Genomic DNA, 22,349 nt, shown 5'->3' with positions numbered 1-22,349 from the left:
AAAAGACAAACTCAGCTGTTTGTCTTTTCCTTATACTTAATTTTATTATATCAGCCTTTTGAAAAATTCGTTTGTACCTCTCGAATCGGCCAATATCGTAAATCAACTTTACCGACAACTGTATCAGCTTTTACAAAACCGAAGTGCCTACTATCCCAGCTACCGAGGCGGTTGTCACCAACTACAAAAATAGAATCAGATGGTACAAACTTTTCTTTCGTTAACTCTTCTAATGTAAAATCACCTGTTAGTTGCCTTCCATTTATCTCTTTCTTATACCTTTCTAAATAAGGCTCATCAATAAATTGACCGTTTATATACAACTTATCATGCTTATATTCAATATGATCCCCAGGTAAACCGATAATTCGCTTTACATAGTCCTCTTTTTTATTCGCATGAAACACAACAACGTCAAATCTGTTCAAGTCCCCTACTTGATAACTCACCTTATTCACAACGAGCATATTGCCATCTTGCAATGTCGGCATCATTGACTTCCCCTCTACAACGTACGTTGAAAAGAAAAACGTTCGAAAAAATACAGCTAACAGTACACCAATTAAAATTGTTCTTATCCACTCTAGCCCTTCTTTTTTCAAAGTTTTCTTCATTCGCTTCTCCCCTCACCCTTTAATAATGAAGCTTATCTTTACAAAGAAGACTTTTCCTAATGTAGTTCTAACTTTACTTCAATTTTTTTACCGACATACCATAAAATAAAAATAACAATACCAACAATAACCGATTTCACCGGCTTATGAATAAATGACACTAAATCATGACCGATATACGTTAAAATAAAAATCATAACAAGTTTTCCGAATGCTAATGCTAGTCCAAACTGTTTTACGCTAACGCGAGATAAACCAGCGACAACGTTTATAAGCGCAGACGGTGTAAACGGAAAACAAAATATAACAAAGATTGGCGCGAACCCTTTTCTTTCAATCCATCCCATCGCTTTTCGCACTCTCTCGTGCTTATTTACAAAAGAAAAGAAACGACTGCGTCCAAAGCTGCGAATAATGAAAAATACAAGCATTGCACCAATTACTGACCCAAGCCATGAATAAAGAAAACCGAACCAAAAGCCAAATGCAACAGCATTTGCCAGCACAAACACAATGAGTGGCAATGCCGGAATAAGCGCCTCTATCATCGGTAAACCAATACCGAGAAGCGGTCCGAACGCACGATAACTTTCAACAATATGATCCATATTTTCTGGTGAAAAATATTCTTTGATTGTCTGAAAATCCATTCTACACTTTACCCCTTTACTCTAATTACTACCTCTACTGTATCATTGCTTAAATGAAAGAGGAAATGGTAGATATGACATATGGAGATGTAATTATTAAGTTTCCATACCTTTCATTAAAATCCCTTCATTATTATGCTATGATAATCTATCAATATTCGACAAGGCTTGTTATACGTTTGGTTGTTTGAGGAACAATATTTTTTGATGATTTTTTCGGAAAATGAAATTATACCGGCGGTTTTTCAAATTAATCGACTTTCCGACAAAAACGGACAAATAAAAAGGATGGGGGTCTCCCCATCCTCTCACACTTCGCCTTCCTTCACAAAATACACTTTCTCATATGCTGGTGTTAATTTAGATTCTTCATTTTTATCAATCTCTTTAAAGCAAGGATTTCCTTGTTTTTTCTTACGGTCTTCATATTCTGTCCGTAATTTCGCTGTACGGTTTTGCTGATTTTCAAAGCTACTTTTTGATATTTCTAATTTCACAGAGAAACCATTTATAAATCTAATAATAAGATTTCCATCTTTTAATTCTCTATTACTTTCAATATGAAAATGAGACAACCACGCACACTCTTTTCGAGAATAAGAATACGTAGGGAAAAAATAAAGTTGATCTGTGGGGCTAATTGCGATAGGAGCTTTATGTGTAATACGAGTTAACTCCTTCGTTCCTTCTTTTCTTCCAAAGAAACTAGAACCATGTTTCCGGCAACTTCTCTCTATAATATCAAGAGGCTTTTGAAATACGAAAAAAGAATCTTCCATTTCAACAATTCGCGTAACAACTTTCTTTTCACCTAGAACAACAGGAAGTAAGGCCATTGTGTTTTTGCTTACAACATAGTTTTCGACATAACGTTCTACTTTACTTTCCATAGTCTCCTATCTCCTTCTTCATTTTCCATTTATAGTAGCAGCTGCATAAATAATTGTAGCACCTGTAAAAAGGAAATGGTTTACATTCTACGTTTCTTTACAAATGTTTATCATTTATCAAACATACTATAAATATATTAATTATAATATATCAATAATAAGGAAATTAATTATATAAAAAGAGGATTCTACATGTAAAAATGCATTTATCATTTTGTTTACTCTTCTTCATCCTCAAAAAAACCACTATTTTTTCTTCTTCATATTCATATTTCCGCCCAATATTCTCTATATCTCTTTCAATTTGTAATAAGATTATATATCGCTCCTCATCTAAAACATGAGAATGAGATTTCTTCAAATCAATTACTGTCACTTTATCATTTTCATAAGTTTTCGCGTACGCCTTTATCTCTTCAATCGTGCTCTGCAAACTTTCCTCATTACCGCGATACACATCAAGTATGACTTTATTGTTATGCTTCTCGATCATATTCCTTTGTTTACATTAATAAACTCAGCAAGTTCGTCTTTATTACCAATATTATATTCAAATACGTATATCTCAAAAACAAAAAAAAGGATGGCATAAGCCATCCTTTTTTCTATCGTAAACTATAAAATTATAGTTTGATTACGTTTTTAGCTTGAGGTCCACGGTTACCGTCTTCGATTTCGAAGCTAACTTTTTGGCCTTCTTCTAAAGATTTGAAACCTTCAGTTTCGATTGCAGAGAAATGTACGAATACATCGTTTTCGCCTGGAACTTCGATGAAACCGAAGCCTTTTTCGTTGTTAAACCATTTTACTTGTCCTGTTACTGTCATAATTATTTCCTCCTAAGAAAATACATTTTATTTAGTCTTCATGTATAAAAAAAGAATCCACACATTATCAAATTCGAAACATAAACTAGTTCTCACATACTTTTTCCGTTCGTTTTCGGCACTTGATAACATATGGATTGCTTAATTTAATTATTCAACTGGTATTATCATAGCACACTTGAAAAAGAATGTACAATCCTTTTTAAAAATAAAATTTCTAAATTTTAGTATTTCTTATAAAATATAACCACACCTATTCTAATAAGGAGGAGTATATGACAGAAATAATCCCTAAAAAAACATTAAAGAGAATTGAAAAAGATATTGAAAATAACAACCTTGGAAAAGCGAGAGATAGATTACACGGATTAATCGCTACTTATCCGAATGAATTAGAACTTCGAAAAAAACTCGGTGATATTTACTTTACATTACAATATCCAGAAATGGCTGGACGGTATTGGTATCTTGAAAAAGAGAAAACAGATGTTATGCACGCGGCATGTCTACAATTTGAAAAATCGATGGGAAACGACTCTTATCATATTGTACGTGCTTTAAAATTCAAAGGAGATCATAGCATTATTACAGGACTATACACCGAACATCCTTTACAGCCATTGCAGAAAAAAGTGGTAGAGGAACTAATTGATGATTATGAAGAAACATGGAAAGACAAACTATTTACATTGGGCTGTCTAGCATTATTCGCATTCCTTCTTTTTACTGCTATTATTGGTATATTCACTATATTGGATTGGATATTTTAAATAGAAGTAGCTGCCTATAACAGGCACCTACTTCTATCTTTATTTCGTAAACTGTTCTTCTTCTGTCGATCCTTTTAGAGCAGTCGTTGATGAAGTACCGCCTGTAATCACTTGTGCTACTTCATCAAAGTATCCTGTTCCTACTTCGCGTTGATGGCGCGTTGCAGAGTAACCATATTTTTCTGCTGTGAACTCTGCTTGTTGTAATTCAGAGTACGCTGCCATGCCGCGCTCTTTATAACCACGCGCTAATTCAAACATACCGTAATTTAATGAATGGAATCCAGCAAGCGTTACGAACTGGAATTTATAACCGTACGATGCAATTTCTTTTTGGAAGCTTGCAATCGTTTTTTCATCTAATTTTTGTTTCCAGTTAAATGAAGGGGAACAGTTGTAAGCGAGTAGCTTCCCTGGATATTTCTTATGAATTGCGTCCGCAAAGCGTTTTGCATCTTCTAAATTTGGCTCCGACGTTTCACACCAAACGAGATCTGCATACGGCGCATACGCTAAACCACGTGCAATTGCTTGATCAAGACCTGCTTTCGTACGATAAAACCCTTCTGGCGTTCTTTCACCTGTAATAAACTCTTGATCAACTGGATCAATATCACTCGTAATTAAATCTGCCGCATCTGCATCTGTTCTTGCGACGATAATTGTTGGTACACCCATTACATCCGCAGCAAGACGTGCCGAAATTAAATTACGCACCGCTGTTTGCGTCGGTAATAATACTTTTCCGCCTAAATGCCCGCATTTTTTCTCTGAAGATAATTGGTCTTCAAAGTGCACGCCAGATGCACCTGCTTCAATCATCCCTTTCATTAGTTCAAATACGTTTAATTGTCCACCAAATCCAGCTTCAGCATCCGCCACAATTGGGACAAAATAATCTGTATCACCGCTACCTTCCATATGCTGAATTTGATCAGCACGTTGAAGTGTTTGATTAATTCGTTTTACAACAGCTGGTACACTGTTCGCTGGATATAAGCTTTGGTCAGGATACATATGTCCAGAAAGGTTTGCATCTGCCGCTACTTGCCAACCGCTTAAATAAATTGCTTTTAAACCTGCTTTCACTTGTTGCATCGCTTGGTTTCCTGTTAATGCCCCAAGTGCATTAATGTAATCTTCTGTATGAAGTGATTTCCAAAGCTTCTCTGCACCGCAGCGCGCTAACGTATGTTCAATATCAATCGATCCGCGCAAACGAATTACATCTTCAGCTGTATATGGACGTGTTATCCCTTTCCAGCGCGTATCTAACTCCCAGCTTTCCTGCAATTTATCAATTCTTTCGTTTTTCATATGTTCCATCCCCTTTTCTTGTTTCTTATAAAATTTCATAACCCGGTAATGTTAAAAACGGCATGAACTCGTTATTACGAACAAGGTTTGTAAACAGTTTTGTAGCTTCTTCAAATCTCCCTTTCTTAAACGCTTCCTTACCAATCTCTCTTTCTATTTTCACTATTTCTTCTTCTTTCAATTCTTCCATCAATTTAAAAGTGATATCACGGCCATCACTTAGCTTCCCGCCCTCATGACGAATCCACTGCCATACTTGTGCTCTTGATATTTCCGCTGTTGCCGCATCTTCCATTAAGTTATAAATAGGAGCTGCTCCTCTCCCGCTTAACCAAGATGCAATATATTGAATACCGACGTTAATATTCGTACGAAGACCACCTTCTGTAATCGTTCCCATCGGCACTTCTAATAAATCCTTTTCTGTTACACGTATTTCTTCACGCTTTCTAAAAATTTGATTTGGCGTTTTCATTATGTGATTAAATACTTCCATTGCAACCGGTACAAGTCCCGGGTGGGCAACCCAAGTCCCGTCATGACCGTCTAAAGCTTCGCGCTCCTTATCCGCACGCACTTTCTCGAAAGCAGCCTCATTTGCTTCTGGATCGTTTTTAATTGGGATTTGCGCTGCCATTCCTCCGATTGCTGGCGCGTTACGACGATGACACGTTTGAATAACTTTCAAAGAATACGCGCGCATAAATGGCGCTGTCATCGTGACTTGCGCTCTATCCGGAAGTAAAAATCCATTATGATTACGGAAGCTCTTTAAGAAACTAAATATATAATCCCATCGTCCGCAGTTTAAACCAGCAGAATGATCTCTTAGTTCATACAGAATTTCATCCATTTCAAATGAAGCGTGAATCGTTTCTATTAACACAGTAGCTTTAATCGTTCCGTTCGGAATCCCGATATACTTTTGAGCAAATACGAAAACGTCATTCCATAATCTTGCCTCTAAGTAACTTTCCATTTTCGGTAAGTAAAAGTACGGGCCACTTCCTTTTGCTAAAAGCTCCTTTGCATTATGGAAAAAGTACAGACCAAAATCTACTAAACTGCCAGACATATTCTTCCCGTCAACTTGCATATGTTTTTCTTCTAAATGCCACCCTCTCGGACGCACAATTAATACAGCTGTTTTACTATTTAAACGATATTCTTTTCCGTTTTCATTTTTATGTGAAATCGTTCCCTTACTCGCATCTCGTAAGTTAATTTGACCTTCGACAGCATTTCTCCAAGTTGGTGCATTCGAATCTTCAAAGTCTGCCATAAAAAGATGTGCTCCTGAATTTAAAGCGTTAATGACCATCTTTCTATCCACCGGTCCAGTAATCTCCACGCGGCGATCCTCTAAATCTTTCGGCAGCTGGGCGATTGTCCAATCCCCTTCACGTATATGCTTTGTTTCTTCTAAAAACTTCGGAAACTCCCCTGCATCAATTCTTTTCTGTTTCTCTACACGTTTTTGTAAAAGTTCTATTCGGCACTCATTGAAATTTTCATGTAATTCCTTTAAAAAACTAAGCGCCTCAGGTGTCAATATTTCGTTGTACGCTGGTAACATTTCTCCGGCGAGTGTAACCCGTGAAGTTTGCGTCGACATATTAGCATCCCCTTCTTAAACTGTTTTATAACAGATTTGATTTTATGTTTTATATTATATAACAAATCTTCAGAAAAGGAAGTTTTTTTTGAAAATTTAACAGTTTTTTTCCAAAACTGTATTTATCCATTATTATTTTAAGCAAAAAAAAGAGCCGGTGTTGTATAACACCGGCTCTTTTCATAAATTATTGTTGCTCATCATTTAAAATTGCTTTGTATAGGAACTGTGCATATTGTTCACGTGTTACTTTCATACCTGGAGCAAAGTTACCTGAACCATCACCTGCTGAAATACCATTTGAACCTACTGCATTAATTGCTTTAGCTGCCCAATGTCCTGCAGGTACATCTTTAAATCCTGGCGTACCTTTCACTTCTAATTCAAATGTTTCCGCTAAAATTTGTGCCATTTCCGCACGTGTTAACGTATCTTTTGGTCTGAAGTTTCCACTACCATCACCTTTAAAGATTTCTAATTCTGTTAATGCTAAAATTTCAATCGGGAACATTGTTGATTTGTCATCAACGATATCGTTATATGGACTCACAAACTCATGATCTTCATCAAAGTATTGGTCCCCATCAATCGTACGATAAATTAACGCTGCTACTTGCTCACGTGTTACATTATCACCAAAACCGAATCTTCCATCTCCATAACCAGCAATGATTCCCCAACCTGCTAGATTTTGGATCGCTTCATAAGACCAATGCCCTTTCGGTACATCTTTAAATGTAACAGGAGCAGCTTGTTGTTGTTTCACAGCTACTTCAGCATTTGCTGTAGTACCTTCTGCGCTTAATACAACTCCACCCATAATTGTTAAAGCAGTTGCTACTTTTAAAATCTTTTTCTTCACTTTGTTCTCTCCCTAAAAACATATTTTTTCTAATATAAAGAATTTCTGGAAAAGTAACAATACACTTATCTATATAATATTTGTCTAATTTGTGAACTGTATTTCATATGCTTCTCTTTACACTTAGTTAACAATGAAGTTACTAAATCATGCTTTACCCTCATGAAAAGTAACTAAAATTAACCTATTTTTCCCATTTACACTAGTCACCCAACTATGGACAGTAGAATAAATATACAGATAAACAATTTAAAATAAGAAAAAAGCGCGTAATTCCCGCGCTTTTTTAAAAGAAATATGATATATTAATATAATTTTAATTTTCAACTTCCGTTTCATGTTATTCATCTTTCAAATAAAAATTAATAATAGCTTTATTTAAAAATGTTGCATATTGCTCACGTGTTACAACTTTATTTGGTTCAAACTTTCCATTCCCTGTTCCTACTATGACATTATTAGCTTGTAGTGCACTAATTGCATTTTTTGCCCAGTAATTATTTGGTACATCTTTAAATGTATGCTGCTTATGCGCTTCAAATGAAAATGTCTGTGTAAGAACTTGTGCTACTTCTGCACGTGTTATTGTTTCTCTAGGTCTAAAGTTCCCCTTCTCATCACCTTTAAAAATGCCACGTTCTGTTAATGCTAAAATTTCATTTGGAAACATTGTTGACCTTTCAGAAATATCATTATAAGGATTTTTTAGCGGTCCTTCATGCTTTATATTAAGTGCGCGATACAGTACTGCCGCCACTTGTTCACGGGTTACATTATCACCTACACCAAACTTTCCATTTCCATAGCCTAGCATAACTTTATGATACGTCACTTCCATAATATCTTCATATGCCCAATAGCCTACTGGAACATCATCAAATACAATCATTTCTGGATACTCTTCTGCTTTTATGTTAGGTACACTTGCACTTACCAATAATCCACCCATAATAGTCGCTGCGGCCATTATACGTAACATTTTTTTCTTCATTGTCCTCTCTCCTTCATTTCCACTTTATTAAAAGTGGAAAATAATAGACTAAATTCTTTTCCCATATTACATATGCTGTATTTGCAAGCTGTATGTAATATATTGCATTTTTAACATCTATTATTTTGAAGATTACTAGGTGAGCCAATTCGCTCTCAATTCCAATTGGTATTCTGAATTTGAAGAAATATTCTTATCTTTGCGCTCTAGTTTCTCTGTTTGATTTTCAAAAAGGATAAACAAAAGTTTTTGCAAAGATATTATATATACAATATTCTACTATCTACTAATCAAGTCCTTCACTTATAAAAATTTCACTTTATCGACAAAAAAAAGCGCAAATATCATATTTGCGCTTTTTTCCAGTTTCATATATTAATCATTTGAGTGGAATCTAAGAATTGCATTATTTAAAAACTTCGCATACTGTTCACGAGTTACAAGTTTTTCTGGCTCAAATAAAGTGAAACTTTAATCAGTGGGGTTTTGTTCATCCCCCACTGATTATTAGCCTTCACCAATCGGGCGTTTACGGGCAGCAGGGCTCCCACCTAACTTCTTTGCTCCAGCCGAATTTTGAGGTGGGAGTTTTACTGCCCACAAATAGCGGGATGAACCATTACCAGTCCCAAGTATAGCTTTATTAGACTATAAGGCGCTAATCGAATCTTTAGCCCAATGATTTTCTGGTATGTCAGTAAATGTATGTTTTGCTTCACTTTTCATACAAAAAAGTACAAATATAATCTACTTGTACTTTTACTACATATAATGTAGCTCTTATTTATTCCATTTTCCCTGGTGAATTATCGATTGTCTTTTTTAAGAATTTCGCAAATTGCCCGCGTGTTACAAGCATTTCAGGTTCAAATTTCCCATCGCCTGTTCCTGCTACAACATTATTAGATTGCAATCCACTAATCGCATCTCTTGCCCAATAATCCTCTGATACGTCTGTAAATGTATGATGTCGTTTTGCTTTCAGATTATATGCTTTTACCAAAACTTGCGCTAGTTCCGCACGAGTTAACGTATCTTTTGGACGGAAGTTCTGATTTTCGTCTCCTTTAAAAACACCGAGCTTTGTTAATCGCAGAATTTCGTAAGGAAACATTGTTGATTTCCCGTCAATATCTCCATATGGATTTTCAATATGTACATTTCGCTTCAAATCTAGTGCGCGATACAGTACTGCTGCTGCTTGTTCGCGTGTTACATTATCTTCTACACCAAATTTCCCATTTCCGTAGCCATACATAATTCGGCCATACACTAGTTCAACAATTTCATAATATGCCCAGTGATCCTTTGATAAATCATCAAAATCTATAATAATATTAGGACTAGATTTTTGATTCACCCCAGTATTTGCAGAAGCACCATTTGCACTTACAAATATTCCCCCCATTAACGTTAATGATGTAGCTACTTTTAATAACTTCTTCATTTTGGTCATCCACCTTTGTCTTTATTCGCCTCCCCTTCGATTATATTGAATACTCCAAATATTTACAATATTATTTAATTATCGAAATAAATCATGCTTCTGAGCATACTTGCACTCTTTCATCTCGCTGCTTTCGAAAAGTAAACGCCATTCCTACAAATATTAAGACAATCCCTACAATTTGCATACTCGTCGGTTTGAATCCAGTAAAGACTGTATCTAATAAAATTGCGACGCCAGGATCTAAAAATACTAATACAGAAATAAGTCTCGTTGGTAACTCTCTTAAACTGTCAAAAAATAAGTAGTACACGAACCCTGTATGTATAAGTCCTGTTGCGAGGATCATTGTCCAGTTAGTTTGTGATAACCCTTGAAACGCCCCGAAATCTATAAATGGTAATAGTAAAAATATACCTAAAAATGTTTGTAGAAATGTCATCGCATATGCACTCGTATGCTTAATTCCTTTTCCGAGCAACGTTGTAAATGCATAAAATACAGCTGCAAGAAGCGCCCACACCATTCCAGATGACATTAATTTCTCAAGCGACACATTTCCATCTACTCCAGCTATTAAAACCGTACCGATAAAACAAATAATGATTGATAGAACAGAAAATACTGTAAGCCTCTCTTTAAATACAATACTACCAATCATTAATACGATGATCGGTGCAAGATGATACACAGAAATCGCAATTGTAATCGACATGACTTCAAACGCTTTAAATAAAAATACCCAGTTAAAAACGAGAAATACACCACAAGCTAATATTTGTATGGTTTCTTTTTTGTTCCATTTCTCACTCTTGTATTGCCCCGTTACGAACCAACATAATGCTAAAAATAAAGTCGCACAAATACAACGAACAAATACTAATTCAAAAGACGGTAAACCAGTTTGCACAGAAAAAAATCCAATCGATCCGAAAATAGACATCGAAAGAATCATTTTTATAGCCGGCATTGATTTTGAATGAAACAAAATATTAACCTCCTAAATCTTTCACTGAATATTCTATATATTATACACTATAATTTTCCAAAACTCGAATACTCCATAATAAAAAGAAGCAGTACACTACTGCTTCTTCTGTTTTTCATATTGTTCAAACGTATGAATTCTTTCGAAAATTGGCGGATGTGTGTATAAGAAAAATTTCACTAACGCAGGCGGATTCACTTGGCTTAAACTTGTTTTTGATAAATATTGAAAAGTTTTCACACCAGATTCCCCATCTTTCGTCATATCTAAAGCGTATTGATCTGCCGCTCGTTCTTCTATACGAGAAACGTAGTTTGTTGCTGGTTGTGATGCAAAAGATAATAAAGAGGAAATTAAGAAAAATAAAGGTAAAATTGAGAAACACGCTAATTTTGAAATTTGCAGTGTATCTCCCCATTTTCGAATACACATATTTATAATACGACTAATTAAATACATACCTATAAACGATAGCAAGACATAGCTCGCAACGCCCCAATATATATGTTTCATTACGTAATGTCCCATTTCATGAGCCATTATAAATAAAATCTCTTTATCCTTTAATTGCTTAAGCGTTGTATCCCACATTACAATACGCGAGTTACGGCCTATTCCTGTTACATATGCATTTAACGAATTCGTTTTTTCCGACATATTTACTTCATATACGTGTTTAGCAGGAATATCAGCTTTATCTGCCATCGCTAAAATTTTCGTTTCTAATTCTTTATTTTTTAGCGTCGAGAAATCATTGTAAAGCGGATCAATAATAACAGGTTGCACGAACGTTAAGAAAATTGTAAATGGAACAGAGAGCGCCCATCCTGCTAGCCACCATTTCTTTGGAAATTTACGGATAAGCCATAATAGAACTGTAACAATGAGTAACATAGTCGCATAATTCACCCAAAAATCGATGACATGGTCTTTCATCCAGCTTTGTGTACTTTGCGTGGAAATGCCGTAATCAACGGACACTTTACGCCCGATCCATTGCATCGGTAATGCAAGAACTGTTGTTAGTAGTGATAAATAAAAGAAATAAATCGCAACTTGTAAGACATTTATTTTGGTCGTTTCCTTCGACCATTTCTCAAACTTTTTTGAAATACCGAGCACGAGTACAAACAATAAAATAATCCATTCAAGAGGCGTCGCTAAAAAGAAAAGTAAATTTTTCACGCGCGAATAATCTTGGCTTAGCGTAAGCTCCCTCGCATTCATAAAAGTTTCTGGATCTGCCCTCGTTCCCTTATACACGTCCGGAATAAGTTCATGATTCCATCCAAATAAATACCAATATATAAGTAACGCAAACCCAGCGTACAAAAAAAGCGACCACCCAATAACTTTCCTCACGCTATTCCCTCCTCTATGCTGCCTGTCTATTCTTATTGTAAGTTCGTACTTTCAAAATTAGAACAAGCTAATCGTGAGAATTGTTCTAGCTCGTTCAATTTACATAAAAAAACTCTTCTATTACAAGAAGAGTTTTACCTATTTTCTTCGGCTCATAATCTAGTATAAGACATGTACTTACAAACAAGCCGCTTTTACATATCCTATATATTCATAACCCTTAAAATCCGACTTAAGGCAGTACATCTATTAACAAACTGAAATCTTGTACAGAAAAAGAACTATATTTCATAATACCTTGTACAGCTAAAAGTAAAACAAGACCGATCACACACATATAGTTAACACTTTCGTCACTCTTTTTTTCAGTAACCATGCCACCACTTATACATAAAACCCCTAATAAATGGAGCGCTAAATACATGAAAAAGTAGGCTTCCTCCCAGCGGAGAATAACATTTACTGTCGTTATTAGCACTATGCTAAGTAAAATCAAATAAAAAAACTTATTTGATGATATTGTTTCATTCATATAATTTTATACATTCCTTTCAAATTTAGAATTAATGATGTTTCATAGCTATAAAGTAAATGATTGTTTTCATGCCATAAAACAAAAGGAAAGCCCCCATTACTTTCTCGAATACTTTATGAACCCACACATACTTCTCTTCATTTTTTTTGAAGATACGCTTCATCATTGCTTCTACAATAAGACCAAATATTATTAAAATCCCTAATACAATAAGAAGAGAAATAATATTTTCTTTTAAATGAGTACTAGAAAATAAGTAATACTCTGGAAACACAATTGTATCTACTACAGGTTGTAACCAATGACAAACGCTTTTATCACACATATCTGTAAGAGACGTAGACTCTATAATGTCTTTCAATATTTTTTCAAACGTTTTCTTCATCTTACTTATCCCCCACTACGTCTGAAAAACTCTTTTCCTGCTCTACATATATAGCTGGCATTTCTTTATTCCAATATTTGCGGTTAACAAATAAAAAGATGAGTACTAAGTTTAATCCCGTTATAAAAATAATAAGTCCTGGAAAGAACGTCGTATAATTTGAGAAATCTGCAAAACTCATTATCTCTTCTTTATTTATTAGAAAAGAAACGCCGATTACAAATGCATTGTTTAACATGTGAATAGCAATTGGCATGAGTAAACTATTTGTACGAATATATACGATTGATAGTACAACGCTAAATACAACTGCGCCTAGGAAATCCACGTGTAACAACGCAAACAACATCGCTACTACAATGATCGCCATACTCGTTCCCCATTTTGCTGCAAAGCGTTGCAGTAAAAATCCACGAAAAACAAATTCACCAATAATTGGTGCGATGAATACGACCATAATAACTTGATATACATATCCCCCTGTACTATCTATAATCGGTTCATGCAAGGCATTCATAATAAAATCTGGTGTAATCCATGCAAAGCTATACATATACAAAATAAGATAGCCGTAACTAAAAATACATAGCATAATTGCGATGTACAAAACTTGCACTAGGTTAAATGTTTCGTTTCTATTAATAAATAATAAAAATGAAACACGATGCTTTCTATATCCGTAAAACAGCCATATTATTGGAAGAATATAAAATATAAGCATATTTATAAAAGAAGAATTCTGTATATGAAATGTACTTTCTAGTAATTCATTACTGCTTCGTGCTACTAAAATTAATAGTGCAAATACAATTAAAAAATATCTAGCTCGCATCGTTTGAAACGGATTCACATTCATCTCCTCCCCATGTTACTTTTATCATATCATTTGAATCTTAATTTTTTGTGAAAGAAAACCTTAAAATTTCCTTAAAAATTCCATAAGTTACAAAAAGATGATATGATATTCGAGGAAATTAGGAGGGATTCATATGTATCATGCGAATATTTTACTCGTTGATGATGAAACAGCAATTTTACAATTACTAACTACCATTCTTGAAAAAGAAGGGTTTTCTCATATTACAACTGCAACATCTGCTGAACTAGCTTTATCTCTCACCAAACAAAACAATTACGATTTAATCATTTTAGATGTGATGCTTCCTGGACAATCCGGCTTCGATATTTGTCCGATCATTCGTCAAAAGACAGATTGTCCTATCTTCTTTCTAACAGCGAAAGCATCTGATTTAGATAAAATTTCCGGATTTTCATACGGTGCCGATGATTATATTACGAAACCATTTAATCCACTAGAAGTAGTAGCCCGTATGAAAGCTCAACTTCGAAGACATATGAAACAAAACATACAAGAACAAAGAATATACTCCTCTTCTTTTGGGAGATTTGAAATTGATCAACATTCTGCGGAACTAACGGTAGATGGGAACGTTGTCGAATGTTCCGCTCAACTCTTTCAACTACTACTCTTCTTTTGTGAGAATCCGAACTATGTATTTTCGAAAGAAGAAATATATGAAAAAGTTTGGGGAGCACCTGCCTATAATGGAGATGATAATACTGTTATGGTTCACATTCGAAAACTACGTGAAAAAATTGAACAAGATCCAAGTAAACCAGAATACATAAAAACAGTTCGTGGACTTGGCTATAAGTTCATTACAAAGTAGGTTAAAGATATGAATTTTAATAAGAGACTTATAATCCAGTTTATCTTACAACACGTTTTTGTCTTAGTTACGTTACTTATCGCAGTAGTTGCTTCTTTTTCTTATTTAATTTTTCTTCTTAATAGTACTTTATATGAACCTAATATTTCTGATTATGATACCTTTACAATCTCCCAATATATTTCTTCTGAAGACAATAACATTACTTTAAAATCTGAGGTGAAAGATTTAATAACAGAAAAGAGTGATTGGCTTCAAATTGTAGATGAAGATGGAAAGGTCCTTTACAACTTTAATACACCTAACGATATTCCGACATCTTACACAAAGACATCCTTACTTACATATTTACAGAATAGTAGCAATAATATTTATAAATTTAACTATTGGGAAATTAAATTAGAAAAGAAGCCAGTGCTCGTTATTTACGGTGCCAAACTAAAAAGTAATGCATTACTAAAAACGATACAACAAGAACATCCTTCTTTATCATTAAATGAATTTGCATTAACTGAACAAGAAAAACAATTACTTTCTAAAGAAAAAGCAACACTGCAAATATTTAATAACAATGGCGAAGAAGTTTTTTCCTATCCAACTGGGAAGAAAAAAACATTTTCGGCTATAAAAACGGCTCTTAATGAAAAAGAACCGTGGAATTATAAAGAAACTACATCTAGTTTTTACGATTCAAATAGTGGTCATCTCGTCGTTGTATCCGCCCCAAACGCTCATTATTATCCAGATGATGTATTAGATGATGTATTTACCAAGAAACTTCTAATCGGATGCAGCTTAATCCTCCTTATTGTGTTTGTTTATTTAGTCATTCTTTCAATTTGGTATGGAAATAAGTTTGGAAAGCCTTTATTACACACGATGCGCTGGCTTAAAAACATAGCCGGTGGGAAATATGAAGAACCTGTTAGTAAAAAAGGCAAACCTGTTCGGTTCCGGCGCTCCGGTAAAGAAAAATGGTCGTTCCGCATATTTAAAGATGTTACAAACTCACTAGAGCACCTTTCTATTACTTTGAAAAAGAACGATGCAATGAGAAAAGTACTGCAACAAACACGTGAAGAGTGGATTACCGGCCTGACGCATGATCTAAAAACACCGCTTAGCTCTATATACGGCTATGCATTATTACTAGAATCGAAGCAATATAATTGGACTGATCAAGACATTCAACAATTTGGCCATGTAATGAAAGAAAAATCTCAATATATGACTACATTAATTGATGACTTAAGCTTAACGTATCAATTAAGAAATAATGCTCTTCCCGCACAGCATGTAAATGTTGAAATTAACCAGTTCGTTCAAAAAGTACTACTGCAATTTATTAATAATCCAACGCTGCAAAATCAAAATATTGAATTCGTGCCAAGTTCAAGTAAGATCCAATATTTTATTGAAGAAAAATGGTTCCAGCGTATTATCGAAAACCTACTCGCAAATGCTGTAAAACATAATAATGAAACGACAAACGTAATCGTAAAACTTTCGCAAAATGCAAATTCATTTACACTTTCTATTTCAGATAACGGAAAAGGAATGGATGATAAAACGAAAGAGCTTCTATTCGAGCGATATTACAGAGGAACAAATACAGAAGAAAGCAATATAGGAACTGGACTTGGCCTCGCCATTACAAAACAACTCGTTCATGCCCATAATGGGACGATTTCTATTGATAGTGAACTTGGAAAAGGAACGACGATTATTCTTGTGTTTCCATTGTAAACGTCAAATAACTCCAAAATGTACGACTACAGTTAATTTTAGAGTTATTCCCTTAGTAAGATTGCAACAGTACATGAAATTATATCGACTTAACTACAAAATACGACAATAGTAGCAACCTATTAATAAAAGAAGACAGTCCAAAAATATACCTTTTGGACTGTCTTTCTATTATTTCTTCTTCACCGGTATCCAAAGCTCAATTTGAGCGAACTCACTCTTATCTGCATGGCAGCGCTCATCGTATAGTTCAAACTCTGTAACTCCGCAATGTTCATATCCTGAATGCGGGAACCATTCTGAGAATACTGCATTCCACGTTTGGTGAATAGACGATACCATTTCTTCATGAGGAACTTTCGGCGTTGTAAATACTGCATACGTTGCGGATGGGAATGTACGCTTTGCAATTGCACTCGGTACATTTTCAAAGTCTGTAACTTCCATTCCAATAATATAAGTGAAGTCTCCTGTTTCTAAATTAAAATCGGTACATAATCCAAGCTCTACCCATTGGCTCGTATCTTTTCGATTTGGAATCGTCGTTCCAAGATCTTTTTGTAAATACTCTTGCCAAAAGACCGGGATATCTTGATGATTTTTCCCTTCTTTACTCGTCGTCTTCAGCTCATAACCCGCCATTAAAAATTCCGGTTTATTTACAATGCGATATTCCATTTGTATGCCCCCTAAATATGGATTTAATTTTCTTTGTTTTACATTCACTCTATAATACATTGGTGTTTCAATTTCTTGTTTTCGATATTCACTTGGTGTCATTTGAAATAATTTTTTAAAGGCTCTCGTGAACGTTTCGTGAGATTGAAAGCCATGCTCAAATGCAACATCAATAATTTTTTCATCCGTATGAGAAAGTTGATAAGCTGCCCGGGCTAACCTCCTCTTCCGAACATACTCCATTACTGTATCGCCTACTAACGCCTGGAATACACGATGAAAATGCGATTCAGAAAAACATGCAATGCGAGCTAAATTACGCAGCGTTTGTTTTTCCATTACATCCTCTTCAATATAATCAATTGCCCTTTGAATTTGAGTTTCATAGCTTTCCACCTCTGTTCACCCGCCTTATATGTATTATGATAAAAGAGAATTCTATCCAATTCTTGACGTTTTTTACTATAATTCTAAAAACAAATGTAACTTTTTTATATGTATTTCGTTGTTATGTATGAAGGGAGGGAAATGTAGTGAAACGCAAACAATCATTAGAAGATATTTACTCAGAGCATATGCATGATTTATTTCGCTATCTTCTCTCCCTAACCGGAGATCCCCACTGTGCTGAAGATCTCATGCAAGAAACATTTTACCGAATGCTCGTCCATATTGACTATTATAAAGGAGAAGAAATTAGGCCGTGGTTATTTACAATTTCCTACAACGCCTTTATCGATTGGTACCGAAAAGAAAAGAAGTATAAAACAACTACTATTGAAGAATTCCATTTACCAAACGTGCCAAGTACAGAGCACTCTTATTTCGTAAAACATGAGATTACTAGTTGGTTACAAAGCTTATCCTCACTTCCGCTCGAAAGACGAAATGTGTTACTACTACGAGATTACTACGGATTCTCCTATAAGGAAATAGCAGAAATGACTGGTCTCTCGTTAGCAAAAGTAAAAATTGAATTACACCGCGGACGAAAAGAAACAAAAATCATAAAGGAGTGATACAGATGGGTTGTGCAGAGTTTAAAAAACTGTGGGAAAAATATGAAAACGGAACACTCACACATGACGAACAAGAAAAGTTAGAAAGTCATATTGAGACATGTGAAGAGTGTGAAGTGCATTTGGATGCATTATTAATAAAAACAGAACCCGTTAAAAAAAAGTTACCACCAAAAGATCTTAAAGTTCCTTTTTGGAGGATTAAATGGAAACATCGTTTACAAACGCTTGGTTTTATACTAGCAATTTGTATCGTTATATATATGATCGGCGGGGTATTATCTGCTTTTTATTTTCAAGCTAATAATGATAAAAGACTAAAAGAAATCAGAGATGTCCCTTCTCTTGCACTTGAAGCAACTATCCCAAATAGCCGCGTTATGGGGGGCGGAACAAGTGTAGAAGCTTTCTTTCGAACAAACAGCCAATTTGATTTAGTAAAAACGATTGGTAAAAAAGAAATGCCACTCGGTACAATTGAAACGAGCAGCTTCTTATCTTCTTTAAATATCACACATAAATCTTGGGTGAATATGCACTATCAACCGAACATTCACTTTGTTCACCCAAAAATAAAACAAGGTGATTATTTGAAAGAAGCATCTAAAAAGGTTTGGGATACACTTGCAAAGGTACATGAGGGAACAGTTGCAGAAGTAGCAATATCTTTTGACAAACCTTACACTTTACAAGAATTAGAACCACTTTTATATAGCGTATTTGAAGCACAAGAACTCCCTCCAACTCCTGTATGGTACGCTTTAGATACGGGACAAGAAAGAATAAACGAAGAAGATTTCATCCTATCTGGGGACGAATTTATAGGATTTCCAGAACATATAGGATTCCTTGATGATGAAACAGAAAATCTGAAAACGCAAGAGGATAAAGTTATTGAAATGATGCGCATTCTTTCTACACATGAAAAAACTGTAAGTAAAGTTGCCATGATTCCTGAGGATCAGCTGAACTTAGATAAACGTTATAAATATGTAAAAGATAACGGCGTAAAAGTATATGGAATTGTTATTACTGGACCATCGAAAGAGTTATTAAAATTACAAAACTCACCTCACGTACGTTATGCTACTCTTGGAGATATTGAGGTTTGGAATTGGTTTGATCATTAATAAAAAGAAGTAGCGCATTAGAAACGGTGCGCTACTTCTTTTTCTCATTTGCTACTAACTGAAAACAGTAACTTTCAAAATCTTAATGATGGTCATTAATGCTATATTCGCTAGCGTAATACCGACTAATAAAAGCGCCGTCATAAACTCTCCCATTCCGTTATTATATCGAAAAAGAGAATAACAACTGATGGCTAATACAGCTGAAATAATTGCTGGAATAAGTGAAATAAATTTTTTATGATGTGATTTTTTAGAGAGGATTATCGTTGCGATTAAAGTTATTGGGGAGAAGAAATATAGAATGATTGAGAAGATCACTTGCTCACCTCCTTGTAAGTTAAATTTTATATTTTTTTCTATTTATTGTATATATAAAGTTGTTTTTTGCAAAAAAGAGGTTACCTGGAAAGTAGCTATATAACTGCTTTCCAGGTAACCTCTTTATTAATTAGAAATTACTTTCACATACATCCCTCTCACCGCTTTTTCATAAGCGATATCACTCATCTGTTTTATTTTTTCTGATACGACAGACGACAGAATGATTTTCCCTTCACATAGTAATGGAGGGTCAATGAGACGCACTTTATTTTTCTGATATAGATCATAATCATTTCTATCTTCTTTTACTTCTACACTTGGATGAACTTTTCTTAATAAAGCATCTACTTCTCGATCTTTACATAGCTGCAATTTCGAAAGAAGCTCATGATCTGCAAGAAGAAAGTCATCTGGATGGATTATCTTTTTATTAAGAGCTAATTGTAACGTTTTAGCTAACATATCATTTCCATACATGTTAATTGGCTTCATAAAGAAATCAATTACTTCTTTGTAATACGTCCCTGTAAACCATTCTGCAATCTCTATATTTTGAAGGGCCATTATCCCATTAACTACGATTAAATCCTCTAAAAAGTTGTGAACTTCTTCTAAAGAAATAAATCCGTATGTATACATATCTCTTAAAGTATAATCTACTCGGTCTGCACATAATTCTGGTGCTGATCTTTCAAGTAATGTCCACTTTGAATCATCTAGCAAAATATCTTCATAGTTATAGCTATATTTCGCAAGGATCATTGGAATTTCTGAGTTTTTAACGACAGAGCTAAATATCTCTTCATGATAACTTTCATTTTCGTTATCAAAAACATAATCAATCACATGAGAAAAAGCAGTATGCGATACGTCATGCAGTAAACCGGCAATTTGTTCTTCTACTGAACCGCCAAGTTTTTTAATTAACAACATAACACCAACTGAATGATCAAAGCGCGTTACATTCCATTTCTCGTTCATTAAGTAACTCGCTCCGGCCTGATGAACCCCTTTCAGCCTTTGCACAGGTTTACTTAAAATTAAGTCTTCTAATACTTTATCTACTTCAAATTCTCCGTATATTACATCTGATATAAGCACTTATAATCCCCCTTTATTCAAACAAAGCCTTGTTATATTATCTCTTTCTCTAAGAAGCGCAAATGATTTATTCGTATAAAAAAAATTCCATAACTAAGTACTTAGTTATGGAATTTCAACTACTCAAACGTAACCTCTACCTGCACAATCTCCGACCGACTTCCGCGGCATAATAATATTAGGCAGGTGTTTCTTTCCAATGTGTATAAGTAGATAAGACTTTCCTTTCATGATGAGTAAAAGATTTCCAAGACACGATCCTTGATTTTATGACTCTTTCTCTAAGACTAACATTCGTTCTCCAGTAGGAAACCTATATATACATTCTACAAAATATAATTTTAATTTTTCTGTAAAATCAACTTTAAATCTTTAGAAATTTGCTGGACACTTTCTATATCAGGTTGGGCATAGTAAATACCATCTATATATTGATCACTACATTTAATTTGTTGTTTGATTATTTCTGGCGATTTTCCCGTCATAGTACTTGCCACAGAAAGTATGTTTGTTGTAGTTAAATTTGTAGACATATGTGGACTCACTCTATCCAATATATCATTAAATTTACTTAAGGAATTCATCGTTACCAATTTCTTCCCAATTGCTTCAATGACTAATTGTTGACGTTGTCCACGCATAAAATCATTATCTATATGACGTGTGCGTGTTAATGCTAAAGCCTGTTCCCCATTTAAGTGTTGATAACCTTTTTCTAAATGAATAGCATCAACTTGATCTTGACTATCTTGTTCTGTAAATGTAACGGGAACATCTACATCAATTCCTCCAATTGTATCAATAAGATTGAGGAATGAGTCAAAATTAAATTTAACATAATAATCAACAGGAATATCTAAAAATTTTTCAACAGTAGCTATTGTGCCATCTATACCACCAAAAGCATGTGCATGTGCAATTTTATCTTTTTTTTCTTTCCCCGGGATATAAACCCTAGTGTCACGCGGGATACTTACTAGATTGATTGAAGCATTCTCTTTATTAATAGTAGCGAGCATTAATGCATCTGAGCGAGCGTTTTTTCCATATTCATCTTCTCTTGTTTCACTGTTGTCTTCACCCATAATTAAAATTGAAATATTATCTTTTAGTGGAGAAATTTTATGTTCTCTTTTCATGGATTTTCTTCCTCTATCGAGCTCACGATAAGTTTTATCATTAAAACTATCGAATTGAGAATATATATATGTTCCCCCCAAAAGTAAAAAAACGAATAAAGAACCAAAGGTAAGTTTTATTTTGTTTTTGTAGAGCCAATTTTTTTTCATTTAGATTCATCCTTTCTTTAAAAAAATACGCATCATATTTTGGAGCTTTTATTCACATTAAAAAGGCCTTTACTCATATGGATAAAGGCCTTTTAGATGCAAACAAGCTTTGTTAATG

General features: G+C 34.5%; 23 protein-coding genes and 2 pseudogenes. 5 read left to right on the top strand and 20 right to left on the bottom strand.

What is annotated here, in order from left to right:
- Positions 1-50 precede the first annotated feature (50 nt).
- From lepB to cspA, 5 genes and pseudogenes are all read right to left on the bottom strand, one after another.
- Positions 51-614 carry a signal peptidase I gene (gene lepB, locus FT637_RS06570; RefSeq protein WP_193645626.1) on the bottom strand — a complete coding sequence of 188 codons (564 nt, stop codon included), beginning with the start codon at positions 612-614 and terminating at the stop codon, positions 51-53.
- A 56-nt stretch (positions 615-670) separates the two neighbouring features.
- On the bottom strand, positions 671-1,264 hold the full coding sequence (locus tag FT637_RS06565; RefSeq protein WP_193645625.1) for a TVP38/TMEM64 family protein: 594 nt from the start codon (positions 1,262-1,264) through the stop codon (positions 671-673).
- A gap of 308 nt (positions 1,265-1,572) precedes the next feature.
- On the bottom strand, positions 1,573-2,154 hold the full coding sequence (locus FT637_RS06560; protein ID WP_193645624.1) for a competence protein ComK: 582 nt from the start codon (positions 2,152-2,154) through the stop codon (positions 1,573-1,575).
- 218 nt (positions 2,155-2,372) lie between these two features.
- Positions 2,373-2,647, bottom strand: a pseudogene (locus FT637_RS06555) (hypothetical protein).
- 130 nt (positions 2,648-2,777) lie between these two features.
- Complete coding sequence (gene cspA, locus FT637_RS06550; protein WP_098858291.1) at positions 2,778-2,981, bottom strand: RNA chaperone/antiterminator CspA; 204 nt, start codon at positions 2,979-2,981, stop codon at positions 2,778-2,780.
- A 275-nt stretch (positions 2,982-3,256) separates the two neighbouring features.
- Here cspA and FT637_RS06545 point away from each other — a divergent pair, with 275 nt between their 5' ends.
- Positions 3,257-3,751, top strand: a complete 495-nt coding sequence (locus FT637_RS06545; protein WP_193645623.1) for a DUF6584 family protein — start codon at positions 3,257-3,259, stop codon at positions 3,749-3,751.
- Between the two features lie 39 nt (positions 3,752-3,790).
- Here the strand turns inward: FT637_RS06545 and aceA are convergent, their stop codons facing one another.
- From aceA to FT637_RS06495, 11 genes and pseudogenes are all read right to left on the bottom strand, one after another.
- Positions 3,791-5,068 (bottom strand): isocitrate lyase, encoded by a 1,278-nt coding sequence (aceA, locus tag FT637_RS06540; RefSeq protein ID WP_193645622.1) that lies wholly within the window; start codon positions 5,066-5,068, stop codon positions 3,791-3,793.
- A 25-nt stretch (positions 5,069-5,093) separates the two neighbouring features.
- Complete coding sequence (aceB, locus tag FT637_RS06535) at positions 5,094-6,683, bottom strand: malate synthase A (RefSeq protein ID WP_193645621.1); 1,590 nt, start codon at positions 6,681-6,683, stop codon at positions 5,094-5,096.
- A gap of 187 nt (positions 6,684-6,870) precedes the next feature.
- On the bottom strand, positions 6,871-7,545 hold the full coding sequence (locus tag FT637_RS06530) for an S-layer homology domain-containing protein (protein WP_193645620.1): 675 nt from the start codon (positions 7,543-7,545) through the stop codon (positions 6,871-6,873).
- Between the two features lie 340 nt (positions 7,546-7,885).
- Complete coding sequence (locus tag FT637_RS06525; RefSeq protein WP_193645619.1) at positions 7,886-8,536, bottom strand: S-layer homology domain-containing protein; 651 nt, start codon at positions 8,534-8,536, stop codon at positions 7,886-7,888.
- A gap of 651 nt (positions 8,537-9,187) precedes the next feature.
- Positions 9,188-9,253, bottom strand: a pseudogene (locus tag FT637_RS29825) (S-layer homology domain-containing protein); the annotation flags it as partial.
- 67 nt (positions 9,254-9,320) lie between these two features.
- Complete coding sequence (locus FT637_RS06520; protein ID WP_193645618.1) at positions 9,321-9,992, bottom strand: S-layer homology domain-containing protein; 672 nt, start codon at positions 9,990-9,992, stop codon at positions 9,321-9,323.
- An 82-nt stretch (positions 9,993-10,074) separates the two neighbouring features.
- Entirely contained in the window at positions 10,075-10,971 is an 897-nt protein-coding gene (locus FT637_RS06515) for a DMT family transporter (protein WP_193645617.1), read from the bottom strand.
- 96 nt (positions 10,972-11,067) lie between these two features.
- Positions 11,068-12,333, bottom strand: a complete 1,266-nt coding sequence (locus tag FT637_RS06510) for a M48 family metallopeptidase (protein ID WP_193645616.1) — start codon at positions 12,331-12,333, stop codon at positions 11,068-11,070.
- A 232-nt stretch (positions 12,334-12,565) separates the two neighbouring features.
- On the bottom strand, positions 12,566-12,865 hold the full coding sequence (locus FT637_RS06505; RefSeq protein WP_002201425.1) for a DUF2101 family protein: 300 nt from the start codon (positions 12,863-12,865) through the stop codon (positions 12,566-12,568).
- Positions 12,866-12,896: 31 nt separating this feature from the next.
- A complete protein-coding gene (locus FT637_RS06500) occupies positions 12,897-13,253 on the bottom strand; it encodes a hypothetical protein (protein ID WP_193645615.1) in 357 nt (118 codons plus the stop codon).
- Between the two features lies 1 nt (position 13,254).
- Positions 13,255-14,109, bottom strand: coding sequence for a CPBP family intramembrane glutamic endopeptidase (locus tag FT637_RS06495; protein ID WP_193645614.1), 855 nt, complete (start codon positions 14,107-14,109; stop codon positions 13,255-13,257).
- A gap of 133 nt (positions 14,110-14,242) precedes the next feature.
- On the opposite strand from FT637_RS06495, the gene FT637_RS06490 reads away from it, so the two are divergent.
- Both FT637_RS06490 and FT637_RS06485 read left to right on the top strand, forming a co-directional pair.
- Positions 14,243-14,944 (top strand): response regulator transcription factor, encoded by a 702-nt coding sequence (locus FT637_RS06490; protein WP_193645613.1) that lies wholly within the window; start codon positions 14,243-14,245, stop codon positions 14,942-14,944.
- 9 nt (positions 14,945-14,953) lie between these two features.
- Positions 14,954-16,690 carry an ATP-binding protein gene (locus FT637_RS06485; protein ID WP_193645612.1) on the top strand — a complete coding sequence of 579 codons (1,737 nt, stop codon included), beginning with the start codon at positions 14,954-14,956 and terminating at the stop codon, positions 16,688-16,690.
- A 171-nt stretch (positions 16,691-16,861) separates the two neighbouring features.
- Here the strand turns inward: FT637_RS06485 and FT637_RS06480 are convergent, their stop codons facing one another.
- Positions 16,862-17,764: an AraC family transcriptional regulator gene (locus FT637_RS06480; protein WP_193645611.1), complete on the bottom strand. Its 903-nt coding sequence runs from the start codon at positions 17,762-17,764 to the stop codon at positions 16,862-16,864.
- A 137-nt stretch (positions 17,765-17,901) separates the two neighbouring features.
- Here FT637_RS06480 and FT637_RS06475 point away from each other — a divergent pair, with 137 nt between their 5' ends.
- Together FT637_RS06475 and FT637_RS06470 are read left to right on the top strand one after the other, a co-directional pair.
- A complete protein-coding gene (locus FT637_RS06475) occupies positions 17,902-18,387 on the top strand; it encodes an RNA polymerase sigma factor (RefSeq protein WP_193645610.1) in 486 nt (161 codons plus the stop codon).
- Positions 18,388-18,392: 5 nt separating this feature from the next.
- The gene (locus FT637_RS06470) at positions 18,393-19,517 is read left to right on the top strand and encodes an anti-sigma factor (RefSeq protein ID WP_193645609.1); all 1,125 of its coding nucleotides are present in this window, start codon (positions 18,393-18,395) and stop codon (positions 19,515-19,517) included.
- A 54-nt stretch (positions 19,518-19,571) separates the two neighbouring features.
- On the opposite strand, the gene FT637_RS06465 is transcribed toward FT637_RS06470, so the two are convergent.
- The 3 genes from FT637_RS06465 to FT637_RS06455 all read right to left on the bottom strand — a co-directional run bounded on the left by FT637_RS06465 (position 19,572) and on the right by FT637_RS06455 (position 22,231).
- Positions 19,572-19,838, bottom strand: coding sequence for a hypothetical protein (locus tag FT637_RS06465; protein WP_193645608.1), 267 nt, complete (start codon positions 19,836-19,838; stop codon positions 19,572-19,574).
- 126 nt (positions 19,839-19,964) lie between these two features.
- Positions 19,965-20,942, bottom strand: coding sequence for an HD domain-containing protein (locus FT637_RS06460; RefSeq protein WP_193645607.1), 978 nt, complete (start codon positions 20,940-20,942; stop codon positions 19,965-19,967).
- 341 nt (positions 20,943-21,283) lie between these two features.
- Positions 21,284-22,231: an LCP family protein gene (locus FT637_RS06455; protein WP_193645606.1), complete on the bottom strand. Its 948-nt coding sequence runs from the start codon at positions 22,229-22,231 to the stop codon at positions 21,284-21,286.
- Positions 22,232-22,349: the final 118 nt, after the last annotated feature.

Origin of the sequence: Bacillus cereus, assembly GCF_015071065.1 — a bacterium.
In the GTDB taxonomy this organism is placed as follows: domain Bacteria; phylum Bacillota; class Bacilli; order Bacillales; family Bacillaceae_G; genus Bacillus_A; species Bacillus_A cereus_BA.
The sequence above is the reverse complement of the archived record's forward strand: the minus strand, read 5'-3'. Positions and strand labels throughout refer to the sequence as shown.